Source organism: Streptomyces sp. NPDC027962, from assembly GCF_055566095.1.
The window spans coordinates 45640-59722 of sequence record NZ_JBVHTA010000018.1 but is presented as its reverse complement, the minus strand read 5'-3'; the positions used below and the strand labels follow the sequence as shown (position 1 = coordinate 59722).

12 protein-coding genes and 1 pseudogene are annotated in these 14083 nt (G+C 70.8%); 9 read left to right on the top strand and 4 right to left on the bottom strand.

Going from position 1 to position 14083, the window contains the following annotated elements:
- Positions 1-81 precede the first annotated feature (81 nt).
- Positions 82-1881, bottom strand: coding sequence for an AMP-dependent synthetase/ligase (locus ACZ4SA_RS18660; RefSeq protein WP_468275592.1), 1800 nt, complete (start codon positions 1879-1881; stop codon positions 82-84).
- A gap of 288 nt (positions 1882-2169) precedes the next feature.
- On the bottom strand, positions 2170-3051 hold the full coding sequence (locus ACZ4SA_RS18655) for a LysR family transcriptional regulator (RefSeq protein ID WP_468275773.1): 882 nt from the start codon (positions 3049-3051) through the stop codon (positions 2170-2172).
- Between the two features lie 386 nt (positions 3052-3437).
- Here ACZ4SA_RS18655 and ACZ4SA_RS18650 point away from each other — a divergent pair, with 386 nt between their 5' ends.
- Both ACZ4SA_RS18650 and ACZ4SA_RS18645 read left to right on the top strand, forming a co-directional pair.
- Positions 3438-4475 carry a bile acid:sodium symporter family protein gene (locus ACZ4SA_RS18650; protein ID WP_468275589.1) on the top strand — a complete coding sequence of 346 codons (1038 nt, stop codon included), beginning with the start codon at positions 3438-3440 and terminating at the stop codon, positions 4473-4475.
- Positions 4472-4879: a thioredoxin domain-containing protein gene (locus ACZ4SA_RS18645; RefSeq protein WP_468275587.1), complete on the top strand. Its 408-nt coding sequence runs from the start codon at positions 4472-4474 to the stop codon at positions 4877-4879. The genes ACZ4SA_RS18650 and ACZ4SA_RS18645 overlap by 4 nt, the downstream gene beginning before the upstream one ends.
- Before the next feature lie 109 nt (positions 4880-4988).
- Here ACZ4SA_RS18645 and fdhD read toward each other — a convergent pair whose 3' ends face one another.
- Together fdhD and ACZ4SA_RS18635 are read right to left on the bottom strand one after the other, a co-directional pair.
- Positions 4989-5828, bottom strand: coding sequence for a formate dehydrogenase accessory sulfurtransferase FdhD (gene fdhD, locus ACZ4SA_RS18640; protein ID WP_468275584.1), 840 nt, complete (start codon positions 5826-5828; stop codon positions 4989-4991).
- 5 nt (positions 5829-5833) lie between these two features.
- A pseudogene (locus ACZ4SA_RS18635) lies at positions 5834-6016 on the bottom strand (2Fe-2S iron-sulfur cluster-binding protein); the annotation flags it as partial.
- Positions 6017-6262: 246 nt separating this feature from the next.
- Between ACZ4SA_RS18635 and ACZ4SA_RS18630 the strand changes: the two are divergent.
- The 7 genes from ACZ4SA_RS18630 to ACZ4SA_RS18600 all read left to right on the top strand — a co-directional run bounded on the left by ACZ4SA_RS18630 (position 6263) and on the right by ACZ4SA_RS18600 (position 14041).
- Positions 6263-7210, top strand: coding sequence for a beta-ketoacyl-ACP synthase III (locus tag ACZ4SA_RS18630; protein ID WP_468275582.1), 948 nt, complete (start codon positions 6263-6265; stop codon positions 7208-7210).
- A 22-nt stretch (positions 7211-7232) separates the two neighbouring features.
- A complete protein-coding gene (locus tag ACZ4SA_RS18625) occupies positions 7233-7694 on the top strand; it encodes an NUDIX hydrolase (RefSeq protein ID WP_468275579.1) in 462 nt (153 codons plus the stop codon).
- Between the two features lie 126 nt (positions 7695-7820).
- Positions 7821-8498 (top strand): GntR family transcriptional regulator, encoded by a 678-nt coding sequence (locus ACZ4SA_RS18620; protein ID WP_468275576.1) that lies wholly within the window; start codon positions 7821-7823, stop codon positions 8496-8498.
- Between the two features lie 583 nt (positions 8499-9081).
- Positions 9082-10263 (top strand): ROK family transcriptional regulator, encoded by a 1182-nt coding sequence (locus tag ACZ4SA_RS18615; protein ID WP_468275573.1) that lies wholly within the window; start codon positions 9082-9084, stop codon positions 10261-10263.
- Positions 10264-10358: 95 nt separating this feature from the next.
- Entirely contained in the window at positions 10359-11882 is a 1524-nt protein-coding gene (locus ACZ4SA_RS18610) for a sugar ABC transporter ATP-binding protein (protein ID WP_468275571.1), read from the top strand.
- A complete protein-coding gene (locus ACZ4SA_RS18605; protein ID WP_468275569.1) occupies positions 11879-12913 on the top strand; it encodes an ABC transporter permease in 1035 nt (344 codons plus the stop codon). The genes ACZ4SA_RS18610 and ACZ4SA_RS18605 overlap by 4 nt, the downstream gene beginning before the upstream one ends.
- A gap of 81 nt (positions 12914-12994) precedes the next feature.
- A complete protein-coding gene (locus ACZ4SA_RS18600; RefSeq protein WP_468275567.1) occupies positions 12995-14041 on the top strand; it encodes a substrate-binding domain-containing protein in 1047 nt (348 codons plus the stop codon).
- The last annotated feature ends 42 nt before the right edge of the window (positions 14042-14083 follow it).

Genomic DNA, 14083 nt, shown 5'->3' with positions numbered 1-14083 from the left:
ATCGTCAACGATCATCCCCCTGATCGCATTCCCGTCACCGAAACCGGCCGTTGCGGTGCTGTCTTGCGGCGCCGTCGGCCCTCACCGGTAGAGGGCGTCCACTTCGGCCGCGTACGCGTTCTCGATCGCCTTCCGCTTCAGCTTCAGCGACGGTGTCAGCAACCCGTGCTCCTCGCTGAACGGATGCGCCAGGATCCGGAACGTACGGATCGACTCCGCCTGGGACACCAGGGTGTTCGCGGACACCACCGCACGCCGGATCTCCATTTCCAGGTCCGGGTCGCGCACCATGTCCGCCGGCGGCAGCGCCGGCCTGCCCTGGATGGACAGCCAGTGGTCCACCGCTTCCTGGTCGAGGGTGACGAGTGCCGCGATGTACGGCCGGTCGTTGCCGACGACGATGCACTGCGCGAGGAGCGGATGCGACCGCACCCGCTCCTCCAGGCCCACGGGCGAGACGCTCTTGCCGCCCGAGGTCACCAGGATCTCCTTCTTCCGCCCGGTGATCGTGAGATAGCCGTCCTCGTCGAGCGCGCCAAGGTCCCCGGTGGCCAGCCAGCCGTCGTGGAGCACGGCGTCCGTTGCCTTCGGGTCTCCCAGGTAGCCCTGGAAGATGTGCCCGCCGTGCAGCCACACCTCGCCGTCCTCCGCGATGTGCACGGTGGTCCCGGGGATCGGCAGGCCGACCGTGCCGTAGCGGGTGCGCTCGGGAGGGTTGGCGGTGGCCGCCGCGCTCGACTCGGTCAGACCGTAGCCCTCGTAGATGGTGACGCCCGCGCCCTCGAAGAAGAGGCCGAGGCGACGGTCCATGGCGGAGCCGCCGGACATCGCGTGCCGCACCCGGCCGCCCATCGCGTCGCGGACCTTGCCGTACACCAGCTTCTCGAAGAGCTGGTGCTGCACACGCAGACCGGCGGAGGGGCCGTGCCCGAGGCCGAAGGCCCGGTGCTCCAGGGCCTCCGCGTACTTCACGGCCACCTCGACGGCCTTGTCGAAGGCGCCCACCTTGCCGGCGCTCTCCGCCTTGCGGCGGGCGGCGTTGAAGACTTTCTCGAAGATGTACGGCACAGCCAGGATGAACGTGGGCCGGAACGAGGCGAGATCGGGCAGCAGCGCGCTCGCCTGGAGGACCGGCTGGTGACCGATCTTGACGCGCCCCCGGATCGCCGACACCTCGACCATCCGGCCGAAGACGTGCGACAGGGGCAGGAAGAGCAGCGTCGACGCCTCGTCACCCGGCTTGGAGGTGAACACCGGTTCCCACCGGGTGAGCATCGTGTCCGTCTCGAACATGAAGTTGGAGTGGGTGAGGACGCATCCCTTGGGGCGGCCCGTGGTGCCCGACGTGTAGATGATCGTGGCCACCGAGTCGGGGGTCACCGCCCGCCGGTGCCGGTGCACCACCTCGTCGTCGATCTGCGCGCCCGCCTGGACCAGCTGCTCCACCGCGCCGGCGTCCAGCTGCCACAGCCGTTTCATCAGCGGCAGCCGGTCGATGACGGAACCGATGGTCATGGCGTGGTCCTCGTGCTCCACCATGCACGCGGAGACCTCCGCGTCGTGCAGCATCCAGAAGACCTGCTCGGCCGACGAGGTGGGATACAGCGGTACGGACTGGGCCCCGACCGTCCAGAGCGCGAAGTCGAACAGCGTCCACTCGTAGCGGGTACGGCACAACAGGGCGACACGGTCGCCGAACCGGACGCCGTGCGCGAGCAGGCCCTTGGCCAGTGCCAGTACCTCGTCGCGGAACTGGGCCGACGTCACCTCCTGCCAGACGCCCTCGGCGTCCTTGCGGCCCAGCGCCACGCGGTCGGGATCGTCCGCGGCATGGTCGAAGACCGCGTCCGCAAGTCCGCCGACCTGAGGCGCCGCGGCCATGGGTGGGACAGTGAACTCGCGCAATGGCTGCTCCTTGTGGCGCTTCGCACAGCGCCGTGACCGTACCCCACGATTTCGCCGGGCGGGAGGGCCCTCGTCAACTGTGGACGAATGGAGTAGACACAGGTCAGCGACCGTAGCGTGCTGTCGCAGGGGGCCCGTCGGGTTGTCCACTGACTGGCGAGTAAGTAGCGGCGGCCGAATCTCCACCGAATCTGCCCGGGGTGATCACCGCCGCTCTACCTGCCCGTCGGCATTGGTCCGTACCAGGGTCGATGCGGAAGTTGTTCAGCGCGCCGACGGTCCTTGGAGCCGGTCGCCCGCCGCGAGCAGGGCGCCCGCCAGTGCGTCGGCCGCCTCCTTGGCCGCCTCCCTGCGCCGGCCGTGCAGCAGGACGAAGTCGACCGTGCCGAGTTCAGGCAGGCCCACCCGCTCCGGCACGGTGACCAGCCCGGGCGGGATCAGCCCGCGGGTGTGCGCCATCACGCCCAGCCCCGCGCGGGCGGCGGCCACGAGACCGCTGAGGCTGCCGCTCGTGCACGTGATGTGCCAGGGGCGGCCCGCCTGCTCCAGCACGTCCAGCGCCCGGGCTCGGGTGACGGCCGGCGGCGGGAACAGGATCAGCGGCAGCGGACGCTCCGGATCGACCCGCAGGCCCTCCGCGGAGATCCACGCCATCCGGTCCCGCCACACCAGTTCGCCGTGCGTCGCCCCAGGCCCCCGCTTGGCGAGCACCAAGTCCAGCCGGCCCGCCTCCAGCCGCTTGTGCAGGGTGCCCGACAACTCGACGGTGAGCTCCAGGTCCACCTCGGGATGGTCGCGGCGGAACGCCTCCAGGATCTCCGGCAGCCGCGTCAGCACGAAGTCCTCCGACGCGCCGAACCGCAGCCGTCCGCGCAGTCGCGTCCCCGTGAAGTAGGCGGAGGCCCGCTCGTGCGCCTGCAGGATGGTGCGGGCGAAGCCGAGCATCGCCTCACCGTCCTCCGTCAGCTCCACGCTGTGGGTGTCCCGGCTGAACAGCGGCCGCCCTGTCGCGTCCTCGAGCCGGCGCACATGCTGACTGACCGTCGACTGCCGCAGCCCGAGCCGGCGGGCGGCCTGGGTGAAGCTCAGGGTCTGTGCGACCGCGAGAAAGGTCCGAAGCTGCGTGGGCTCGTACACGCCGTCGATCCTATGACCGCGCAGCGGGCCGGCGGGCGGGCGTGGAGTGACGCGGCGAGTGCCCCGCGGCCACCGGCCCCAGGGCCGGCTCGGCGCCGACGTCGGCCGGCACCGCGGCGAACGGCAGCCACCAGACCCACCCCTGACGCAGCAACAGGGGACGTCGGCCGTTCGAAGGTCGCTTGCGAGGCATAGGGCGACCTTGGGAGCCGCGGCCGTCTGCCGGCGGTCACCTGACGCGACGCGGCGCGCTCGGTGACCGCCGGCGCTCACCCGTCCCCTGGCCATCATCATGAATCGTGATGTCAATCAGTGCGATGTGCGGGATTCCCGATCAACCGGTGGCGGAGGAACATGAGGAGGGCACGACCCTGATCCGAGAGCAAGTGGAGCACATGAGCCGCCCCCGCGCCCCGCGCCTGCCGTCCTGGCTAACGATCGACCCGTACATACTGGCGTTGCTGGGGACCGTGGGCCTCGCGGCCCTGCTGCCCGCGTCGGGAGCGGCGGCCGAAGTGGCGGGCGGCGCGTCGACCGGCGCGGTGGCCCTGCTGTTCTTCCTCTACGGCGCTCGGCTCTCCACGCGTGAGGCACTCGACGGGCTGCGGCACTGGCGGTTGCACGCGACAGTGCTCGCCGCGACGTTCGTGGTCTTCCCGCTGCTGGGACTCGCCGGGCGTGTGCTCGAACCGGCCGTGCTGACGCCCGCCCTCTACAGCGGCCTCCTCTTCCTGTGCCTGGTGCCCTCGACCATCCAGTCGTCGATCGCCTTCACGTCCATGGCGCGCGGCAACGTGCCCGCCGCGATCTGCGCCGGCTCCTTCTCCAGCCTCGCCGGCATCGTGCTGACCCCGCTGCTCCCGGCCCTGCTGCTCGGCGGCGCGGCGGGCGGTTTCTCGGCCGGCTCGCTGCTGCGGATCGTGTTCCAGCTCCTCGTGCCGTTCCTGGCGGGGCAATTGCTGCGCCGCTGGATCGCCGGGTTCCTGGTCCGGAACAAGAAGGTGCTCGGGTACGTCGACCGGGGCTCGATCCTGCTCGTCGTCTACACGGCCTTCAGCCAAGGCATGACCGCCGGGGTCTGGCACCAGGTCACGCCTGTCCGGCTGGGCGCGCTGCTCGCCGTCGAGGCGGTGCTGCTGGCGGCGATGCTGGTCCTCACCTGGTTCGGCGCGAAGGGCCTCGGCTTCGGCAGGGCGGACAGGGTCGCAATCCAGTTCGCCGGTTCGAAGAAGAGCCTGGCGGCCGGACTGCCCATGGCCACCGTGCTGTTCGGTGCGCAGGCGAGCCTCGCGGTGCTGCCGCTGATGCTCTTCCACCAGATGCAACTGGTGGTCTGCGCGGTGATCGCGAAGCGCCGGGCGCAGGACACCTTGGACCCGGCCGCCCCCGTGCGGCAGGACGCCGGGTTGCCGGGTGCGAAGATCACCGTGTGAAGACGTTTCCGATACGCCCGTTCGGTGCCCGCCCCTGCACGCTGGTCGTCTGCCGCGGCTGCTGCTGCGGCGACGCCCGGAAGAATCCCGGCACGGACCATGCCGGTCAGCTCGCCCGACTCCGTGACGCCGCAGCGGCGTCCGAGGGGCGGCTGGCGGTGCGGACAAGCGACTGTCTCGGGCCGTGCGGCCAAGCCAATGTGATGGTCGTACAGCCGTCCACCGAGGGCCGCCGCCGCGGAGCGCGGGCCGCGTGGATCGGCTGGGCGCTGGACGACGACGCGACGGACGACGTGCTGACGTGGGCGACGGCCGGCGGCCCCGGGATCGCCGCGCCCCCGGCGACGCTCACGCTCCAGATGATCCCGCCGCCGTCGGACGCCAGGCGCCGCAACCGCCGCTGACGCGCGGGCACGCGGAAAGACACCGGACGGCGGGCTACGGCCGCTGACGCGGGGCGCGCGGAAGGACCCGGCCGGCGCAGGGGGTACTCCCCCCGTGCAGCGGGGCGCCTCACACCCCAGTGCCGAGGGCGATGCGCTCGTCGCCCGCGTACACGTTCATGTTGGGGCCGCGCAGGAAACCGACCAGTGTCAGACCGGTCTCCGCGGCCAGGTCCACCGCGAGCGACGACGGAGCGGAGACGGCCGCGAGCACCGGGATCCCGGCCATCACCGCCTTCTGCGCCAGTTCGAACGACGCTCTCCCCGAGACGAGCAGGATCGACCGGGACAGCGGCAGCCGGTCGTCCTGCAGCGCACGTCCGACGAGTTTGTCGACCGCGTTGTGCCGGCCGACGTCCTCGCGGACATCGAGCAGTTCGCCCTCCGGCGAGAACAGTGCCGCCGCGTGCAGGCCCCCGGTCCGGTCGAAGACCCGCTGGGCCGCCCGCAGCCGGTCGGGGAGGCCGGCGAGCAGAGCAGGCTCGACGCGGACCGGGGGAGTGTCGGCGATCGGATGGCGTGTCGTGGTGCGTACGGCGTCGAGGCTGGCCTTGCCGCACAGTCCGCACGACGACGTCGTGTAGACATTGCGCTCCAGCGTGATGTCCGGGACCGGAACACCGGGGGCGAGCGCCACGTCGACCACGTTGTACGTGTTGGAGCCGTCCTCCGTCGCACCCGCGCAGTACACGATCGACCGCAGCTGTGAGCCGGAGTCGATCACGCCCTCGCTGACCAGGAAACCGGCCGCCAGGGCGAAGTCGTCGCCCGGGGTGCGCATGGTGATGGCGAGCGGCTTGCCGTTCAGCCGGATCTCCAGGGGTTCCTCCGCGACCAGGGTGTCGGGACGGGACGAGACCACCCCGTCCCGGATACGGATGGTTCGGCGGCGCTCGGTGACCCGTCCCATGGCGATCAGTTCCGATTCTGTACGTGTTGGTAGCCGAAGCGGCCCTTGATGCAGAGGTTGCCGCGCGTCACCGGGTTGTCGTGCGGCAGGTGACCTTGACGATCTCATTCTCCTGCACATGCAGGGTCAGATTGCAGCCGGCGCCGCGGTGCGCACACCCTCGTCGTCTGCGTCTGGGCCGACTCATTTCAGGTCCCGGCGTTCGGTTGACGAGCGAGGGCGGAATGTGTGGAGGATTGAGTCGACAGAATATTGCATGCAGTATGCCTTTACACGGGGCAAGGATCGTGCCGGGTCCCGTGACCGCGGCCGGCCGGACCTTGGGGAAGCTCCAAAGTCCGGGCGCGGAAGCTGTGGGATCACATGCCGTCGTACCGATCGGTAGCAGCCAAGACTGGGTTGTTCCTGACTTCCGATCGAGGAGAACGCCACCCATGACCGGCTCTCGCGTCGTCGCCCTCGGGCACTACCAGCCCGCCAAGGTGCTCACCAACGACGACCTGGCCGTCATGGTCGATACGAGTGACGAGTGGATCCGCAGCCGCGTCGGGATCCACACCCGTCATGTGGCCGGTCCCGACGAGCCGGTCGACGAGCTCGCCGCGCACGCCGCGGCCAAGGCCCTGGCGTCGGCAGGGCTCATGCCCGCCGACGTGGACCTGGTGCTGGTCGCGACGTCCACCGCGGTCGACCGGTCGCCCAACACCGCGGCACGGGTGGCCGCCAGGCTGGGCATGGCCTCGCCCGCGGTGATGGACCTCAACGTCGTCTGCGCCGGTTTCACCCACGCGCTCGCCACGGCCGACCACACCCTGCGGGCCGGAGCGGCTACCCGCGCCCTCGTCATCGGGGCGGACAAGATGGCCGACATCGTCGACTGGACCGACCGCACGACATGCGTCCTCGTGGGTGACGGCGCCGGCGCGGCCGTGGTCGAGGGCGTCCCGGACGGGCAGGAGCCCGGCATCGGCCCGGTGCTGTGGGGGTCGGTGCCCGAGATGGGGCACGCCGTGCGGATCGAGGGCACCCCGGCGCGCTTCGCGCAGGAGGGGCAGGCCGTCTACCGTTGGGCCACCACCCAACTGCCTCCGATCGCCCGCAAGGTCTGCGAACGGGCGGGCGTCGCACCCGAGGAGCTGGCGGCAGTCGTGCTGCATCAGGCCAATCTGCGGATCATCGAGCCGGTCGCACAGAAGATCGGCGCGGTCAACGCCGTCATCGCCCGCGATGTCGTCCACTCGGGCAACACCTCCGCCGCGTCGATCCCGATGGCTCTGTCGAAGCTGGTCGAGCGCGGCGAGATCGAGTCCGGCGATCCCGTCCTGCTGTTCGGGTTCGGCGGAAACCTTTCGTACGCGGGCCAGGTGATCCGGTGCCCGTGACGCCTCCGGGCAGACTTGCCGCATGGTGACGAAGCGAAGCGCCGGGCTGCTGCTGTGGCGGCGGCGGGAGGCGGAGGCCGAAGTCCTCCTCGGGCACATGGGCGGCCCGTTCTGGTCGGCACGCGACGAGGGGGCCTGGTCGATTCCCAAAGGCGAGTACACCCCCGACGAGGAGCCGATGGCGGCCGCGCGGCGGGAGTTCGAGGAGGAGCTGGGGCTCCAGGCGCCGGTCGGCGACTGGCATCCGCTCGGCGAGGTGCGCCAGTCGAACGGCAAGCTCGTGACGGCGTGGGCGATGGAGGGCGACCTCGACACCACGCTCGTCGTGCCCGGCACCTTCACCATGGAGTGGCCCAGGGGATCGGGCGTGATGCGGGATTTCCCCGAGATCGACCGGGCGGAGTGGTTCGGCGTGGAAGAGGCGCGGCCGAAGCTGGTGGCAGGCCAGCAGGTCTTTCTGGACCGGCTGCTTCCACTGCTGTGACTGCCGCCCGCGTCTCGGTGTGACTGGCGATTGCGCTCGGTAGACTGTAGACGATAGCCAATCGCTCGATCGCCGTTGCCGGTCGCCGCGTTGTTGTTCACGCTCGTTGGCCGGAGGGGACCGCCGATGTTGTCAGCAGGACTGCCGCAGGGAACCGTGCCCAAGCTGGAACGCCCCGGCCCACTGCGTGAGCGTGTGTACGAGGCGCTGCTCGAACTGATCACCACCCGTGCGCTGAGGCCGGGTCAGCATCTGGTCGAGAGCGAGCTCGCCGGGCACCTCGGCGTCTCCCGTCAGCCCGTGCGCGAGGCGCTGCAGCGGCTCAACACCGAGGGCTGGGTGGACCTGCGCCCCGCGCAGGGTGCGTTCGTCCATGAGCCCACGGAGGCGGAGGCCGATCAACTCCTCTCCGTACGCACGCTGTTGGAGGCTGAGGCCGCCCGGCTCGCCGCGGTGAACTCGGGCAGGGCGGGCGTCGAGGCCCTCGAAGCGCTGTGCGCCAAGGGCGAGCAGGCCGTCGCCGACGACGACGTCGACCTGGCCCTGGCCACCAACGCCGCCTTCCACGCCAAGGTGATGGAGCTCGCCGGCAACCTGGTCCTGGCGGAACTGGCGGGCCAGGTGGACCGCCGGGTCCGCTGGTACTACACCCCGGTCGCCCGCCGACGGGGGCACCAGTCGTGGATCGAGCACCGGGAGCTGATCGCTGCGATCTCCGCCCGTGACGAGCAGGGGGCCACGGAGGTCATGCGCGCGCACACGGAGCACACCCGCACGACCTACCACCAGGGCGAACAGGTCTGAACCGGGGCGCTGCCGGGCGGGCCCGGCACCTCTGGCGCCCGATCCCGGCGGCGAGCATGAGCCGCATCGCCGTGTTGCGGACCGGCGCGACACCGGGCGTGTGCACCGTCTTGTTCATCAGCCGCGCGGCCCGGGCCGGCGGCCACCAAGAAGGTAATGGGGAGCGACGCCGTCGGCAGGGGGAGGGGGACGCGCCCACCGGAGCGGCACCCGGACACCACCGGATACGGACCCGGCCACGCCCAAGACGCCCGGCCCGAAGCGCCGGGCCACGCCCGGCCGCGCACCCGCACGCCGAGCAACACGGACCCGGCCACGCCCGAAACGCCCGGCAGCGCACCCGCACGCCGAGCAACACGGACCGGGCCACGCCCCAGACGCCACGCCCAAGGCGCCGGGCCGCGTTCGGGAACCGGGGTCGCGAAAGGTCTTTGTCCCGAGTGTGGAGAAAGTTGGGCCGGAACTGCGCGCAAGTTCTTCCCAGTTCGGTAAAGCGCTGCTACGTTCCCCTCGAAAGCCTGACGGACACAGCCGACTCGGTCCCCAGCCGAAGGCCAGGGGAGGGGAGGGGCACGTGAGACGGATGACAGCTCGACCCGCGAACGCGCACCAGGCGCGACTGCTTCGGCTGCTGCGTGACGGTGGCCCCAACTCCCGCGCGCAGTTGGGCGACGAGGTGGACCTGTCCCGTTCCAAGCTCGCCGTCGAGGTGGACCGGCTGCTGGAGACCGGGCTCGTGGTCGCCGACGGACTCGCCGCCTCCCGTGGCGGCCGTCGCTCCCACAACATCCGGCTCGCGCCCGCTCTGCGCTTCCTGGGCGTGGACATCGGCGCCACCTCGATCGACGTCGCCGTGACCAACGCGGAACTGGAGGTCCTTGGGCATCTCAACCAGCCCATGGACGTCCGTGAGGGGCCGGTGGCGGTCTTCGAGCAGGTGCTGGCGATGGCAGCGAAGCTCAAGGCCTCCGGGCTTGCGGAGGGCTTCGACGGGGCGGGCATCGGCGTGCCCGGCCCCGTCCGCTACCCCGAGGGCGTGCCGGTCGCGCCGCCGATCATGCCGGGCTGGGACGGGTTCCCCGTGCGGGAGGCGCTCAGCCAGGACCTGGGCTGTCCGGTGATGGTCGACAACGACGTGAACCTGATGGCCATGGGGGAGCAGCACGCGGGCGTCGCACGTTCCGTGGGCGACTTCTTGTGCATCAAGATCGGCACAGGCATCGGCTGCGGCATCGTCGTCGGCGGCGACGTCTACCGCGGTACGACCGGCAGCGCCGGCGACATCGGCCACATCCAGGTCGCACCGGACGGCCGCGCCTGCGCCTGTGGCAACCGGGGCTGTCTGGAGGCGCACTTCAGTGGCGCCGCGCTCGCGCGGGACGCCGAGGACGCGGCGCGCGCCGGCCGGTCGCCCGAGCTCGCCGCCCGGCTGGAGGCGGCCGGTCGGCTCACGGCCGCGGATGTGTCCGCCGCCGCGGCCGCCGGGGACGCCACGGCCATCGACCTCATCCGTGAGGGAGGCAACCGTCTCGGCCAGGTCATCGCGGGACTCGTCAGCTTCTTCAACCCGGGTCTCGTGGTCATCGGCGGCGGTGTGACCGGTCTCGGCCACACCCTGCTCGCCAGCGTACGTACCCAGGTCTACCGGCAGTCCCTGCCGCTGGCCACCGGCAATCTTCCCATCGTGCTGGGCGAGTTGGGTCCGACCGCCGGAGTCATCGGCGCGGCACGGCTCATCAGCGACCATCTGTTCTCGCCGGCCTGACCTTCAGGCCGGCGTCGCAAACGGTTCAGCAACAAACACACGCACCTGGTTCCACCCTGCCCGCTCACCGGCCGCACCCGCCGAGGGGACTTGTCATGGCCTCAGAACCACCGCTGCTCACCATGTCCGGCATCACCAAGTCCTTCCCGGGCGTCCGTGCCCTGGACGGGGTGGACCTCGAGGTCCTGGCCGGCGAAGTCCACTGCCTCCTCGGTCAGAACGGCGCCGGCAAGTCCACCCTGATCAAGGTGCTCGCCGGGGCCCATCAGCCCGACGGCGGGGAGATCGCCTGGCGTGGCGAGGCCGTGGCCCTCAGGTCGCCCATCGCCGCCATGCGCCTCGGCATCGCCACCATCTACCAGGAACTCGACCTGGTGGAGGGGCTGTCCGTCGCGGAGAACGTCTTCCTCGGGCACGAGCCCACCTCCGCCGGATTTGTCGTGCGCGGCGGTACGGCCCGTACCGCGGCCACCCGACTGCTCGAGCGGCTCGGCCACCCGGAGATCGACCCCGCGCGTCTCGTGGGTCAACTCTCCGCGGCACAGCAGCAGATCGTCTCGATGGCACGCGCGCTCTCCCACGAGGTGCGGCTGATCGTGATGGACGAGCCGTCGGCCGCCCTCGACCCCGACGAGGTCGACAACCTCTTCCGGATCGTCGGCGACCTGACCGCCGGCGGTGTCGCCGTCGTCTACATCTCCCACCGCCTCGAGGAGATCCGGCGCATCGGCGACCGGGTCACCGTGCTCAAGGACGGCCGGGCGGTCGCCGTCGGCCTGCCCGCCAAATCGACCCCGACCCATGACATCGTTGCCCTGATGACGGGACGCACCGTCGAGTACGTCTTCCCCGAGCGCCCGGCGAGCGGTGCCGCCGCCGCGAAAGAGCCCGTACTGCGCGTCGAAGGTCTCACCAGGAAGGGCGAGTTCGCCCCGGTCGACCTGGAACTGCGGCCCGGCGAGATCGTGGGCCTGGCCGGACTCGTCGGATCGGGGCGCAGCGAGATCCTGGAGACGATCTACGGCGCGCGCAAGGCCGACGCCGGCCGCGTCCTCGTCGACGGCACCGTCCTGCGCACCGGCAGCGTCCGCGCCGCCGTCCGCGCGGGGATCGGGCTCGCCCCGGAGGAACGCAAGGCGCAGGGGCTGCTGATGCTCGAGTCCGTCACCCGCAACGTCTCCGTGTCCACCCTCTCCCGCTTCGCCCGCGCGGGCTGGCTCGACCAGCGTGCGGAACGGGCGGCCGCCCGGCGGGCCACCAGGGAACTGTCCCTGCGGCCCGACAACCCCGACGCCCGCATCCGCACCCTGTCCGGCGGCAACCAGCAGAAGGCCGTCCTGGCCCGCTGGCTGCTGCGCGGCTGCAAAGTGCTGCTGCTGGACGAACCGACCCGCGGCGTCGACGTCGGCGCCAGGGCCGAGCTCTACGCAGTGATCCGCCGGCTGGCCGACGAAGGCCTCGCCGTACTTCTCGTTTCCAGCGACGTGCCCGAAGTCCTGGGCCTCGCGGACCGGGTGCTGGTGCTCCGGGAGGGCAGCGTCGTCCACACGGCGGACGCCCGGGAGCTCGACGAGCACCGTGTACTCGACCTCGTGATGGAAGGGAGCCCGACGGCATGACGCAGCCGGCCACTCCGGCGCAGCAGAACGCGCCGATGACCGCCGCCAAGACCACCCCGGACAAGGGGGGTTCGCGCCGTCCGCTCGGACTGCGCGCCGATGTCCGCAATCTGTCGCTGCTCGGCGTCCTCGCCGTCCTCGTCGCGGTCGGCGGCATCACCAAGCCCGACGAGTTCCTCGCCACGAGCAACCTGCAACTCGTCCTCACCCAGGCCTCCGTCATCGGCGTCGTCACGGTCGGCATGACGTTCGTGATCACCAGCGGCGGCATCGATCTGTCCGTCGGCGCGATCGTGGCGCTCGCCTCGGTGTGGGCGACGACCGTCGCCACACAGGAGTACGGCTTCGCCGGCATCCTTTTCACCGCCGTCATCGTCGGCGTGGGCTGCGGACTGGTGAACGGCCTGCTCATCGCCTACGGCAGGATGGTGCCGTTCATCGCCACCCTCGCCATGCTGGCCTCCGCCCGCGGACTCGCCCTGCAGATCACGGACGGCAGGACCCAGATCGTCACCGTCGACTCGGTGCTCGACCTCGGCATCAGGGACGCCTACGTCCTCGGCATCCCGCCGCTGGTGCTGGTCTTCGCCGCGGTCACCGCCATCGGCTGGCTGCTGCTCAACCGCACCACCTTCGGCCGCCGCACCGTCGCCGTCGGCGGCAACGCGGAGGCGGCTCGGCTCGCCGGCATCGACGTACGCCGGCAGCGCCTCTACCTGTACCTGCTGTCCGGCCTGTGCTGCGGGATCGCCGCCTTCATGCTGATCGTGCTGGCGGGCTCGGGCCAGAACACCAACGGCAACCTCTACGAACTCGACGCCATCGCCGCCGCGATCATCGGCGGCACGCTGCTCAGCGGCGGCCGCGGCACCATCGTCGGCTCCGTCCTCGGTGTCCTCGTCTTCACCACGATCACCAACATCTTCGCCCTCAACAACCTCGAGAGCGCGGTCCAGCAGATCGCCAAGGGCGCCATCATCGTCGCCGCCGTACTGGTCCAGCACCGGACGCTGCGGGGCGGCGACGCCTGACACCGCACGTCCCGCTCCTCCCGCTTCCTCCGACACCTTCTCGCACCGCCCACACCGTTTAGTTGAAGGGGCTGACCCGTCATGCCAGAAATCCCAGCCACCAGCCGCAGAGGACTGCTCTTCGGCACCGCCGCGATCTCCGCCGGCGCGCTGCTGACCGCCTGCACCAGCAACGAGCCCAAGTCCGAGAAGACGGCCGCCGACAACGCCCCGGTCGCCGACGACAAGCCCGGCAAGGCCGTCACCATCGGCTTCGCCGGCCCGCAGGCCGACCACGGCTGGCTGAACGCCATCAACCAGAACGCCAAGTCCCGTGCGGAGAAGTACTCCGACGTGACGTTGGAGATCACCGAGGGCTCCAACGACACGGCCGCCCAGATCGGCCAGGTCCAGACCCTGATCAACAAGAAGGTGGACGTCCTGGTGATCCTGCCCGCCGATGGCAGGGCGCTCACCCAGATCGGCCTGCAGGCCATGAAGGCGGGCATCCCCGTCGTCAACCTGGACCGGATCTTCGACTCACCCCAGGCGTACCGCTGCTGGATCGGCGGCGACAACTACGGCATGGGCCTCAACGCCGGCAACTACATCGGCGAGCAGCTCAGGGGCAAGCCGAACGCCAAGGTCATCGAGCTCGCCGGGCTGGACAACCTCGAGCTCACCAAGCAGCGCACGCAGGGCTTCGACGACGCCCTGAAGAACTACCCCAACATCAAGAAGGTCGCCCGGCAGGCCGCCGACTTCACGGTCGAGTCCGGCCAGGCCAAGATGGCGCAGCTGCTGCAGGCCCAGTCGCAGTTCGACGCGCTGTGGAACCACGACGACGACCAGGGCGTGGGCGCCCTGCGCGCCATCGCACAGGCGGGGCGCAAGGACTTCCTGATGGTCGGCGGCGCCGGGGCCAAGTCGGCCATGGACGCCATCAAGGCCGACGACAGTGTGCTGAAGGCGACGGTGCTGTACCCGCCGACCATGGCCGCCTCCGCCATCGACCTGGCCCGTGCGCTCGGGCAGGGCAAGGGCGTCAGCGGCATGGCCGAGCTGGAGATCCCGGCCTCCCTGACCCTCTACTCGGCCGTCGTCACCAAGGACAACGTCGACGAGTACCTGCCCACTGGCTTCAACTGACCGGCGCGCCCGGGCGATCCTTTCGGGCCCCACAGAGCACAC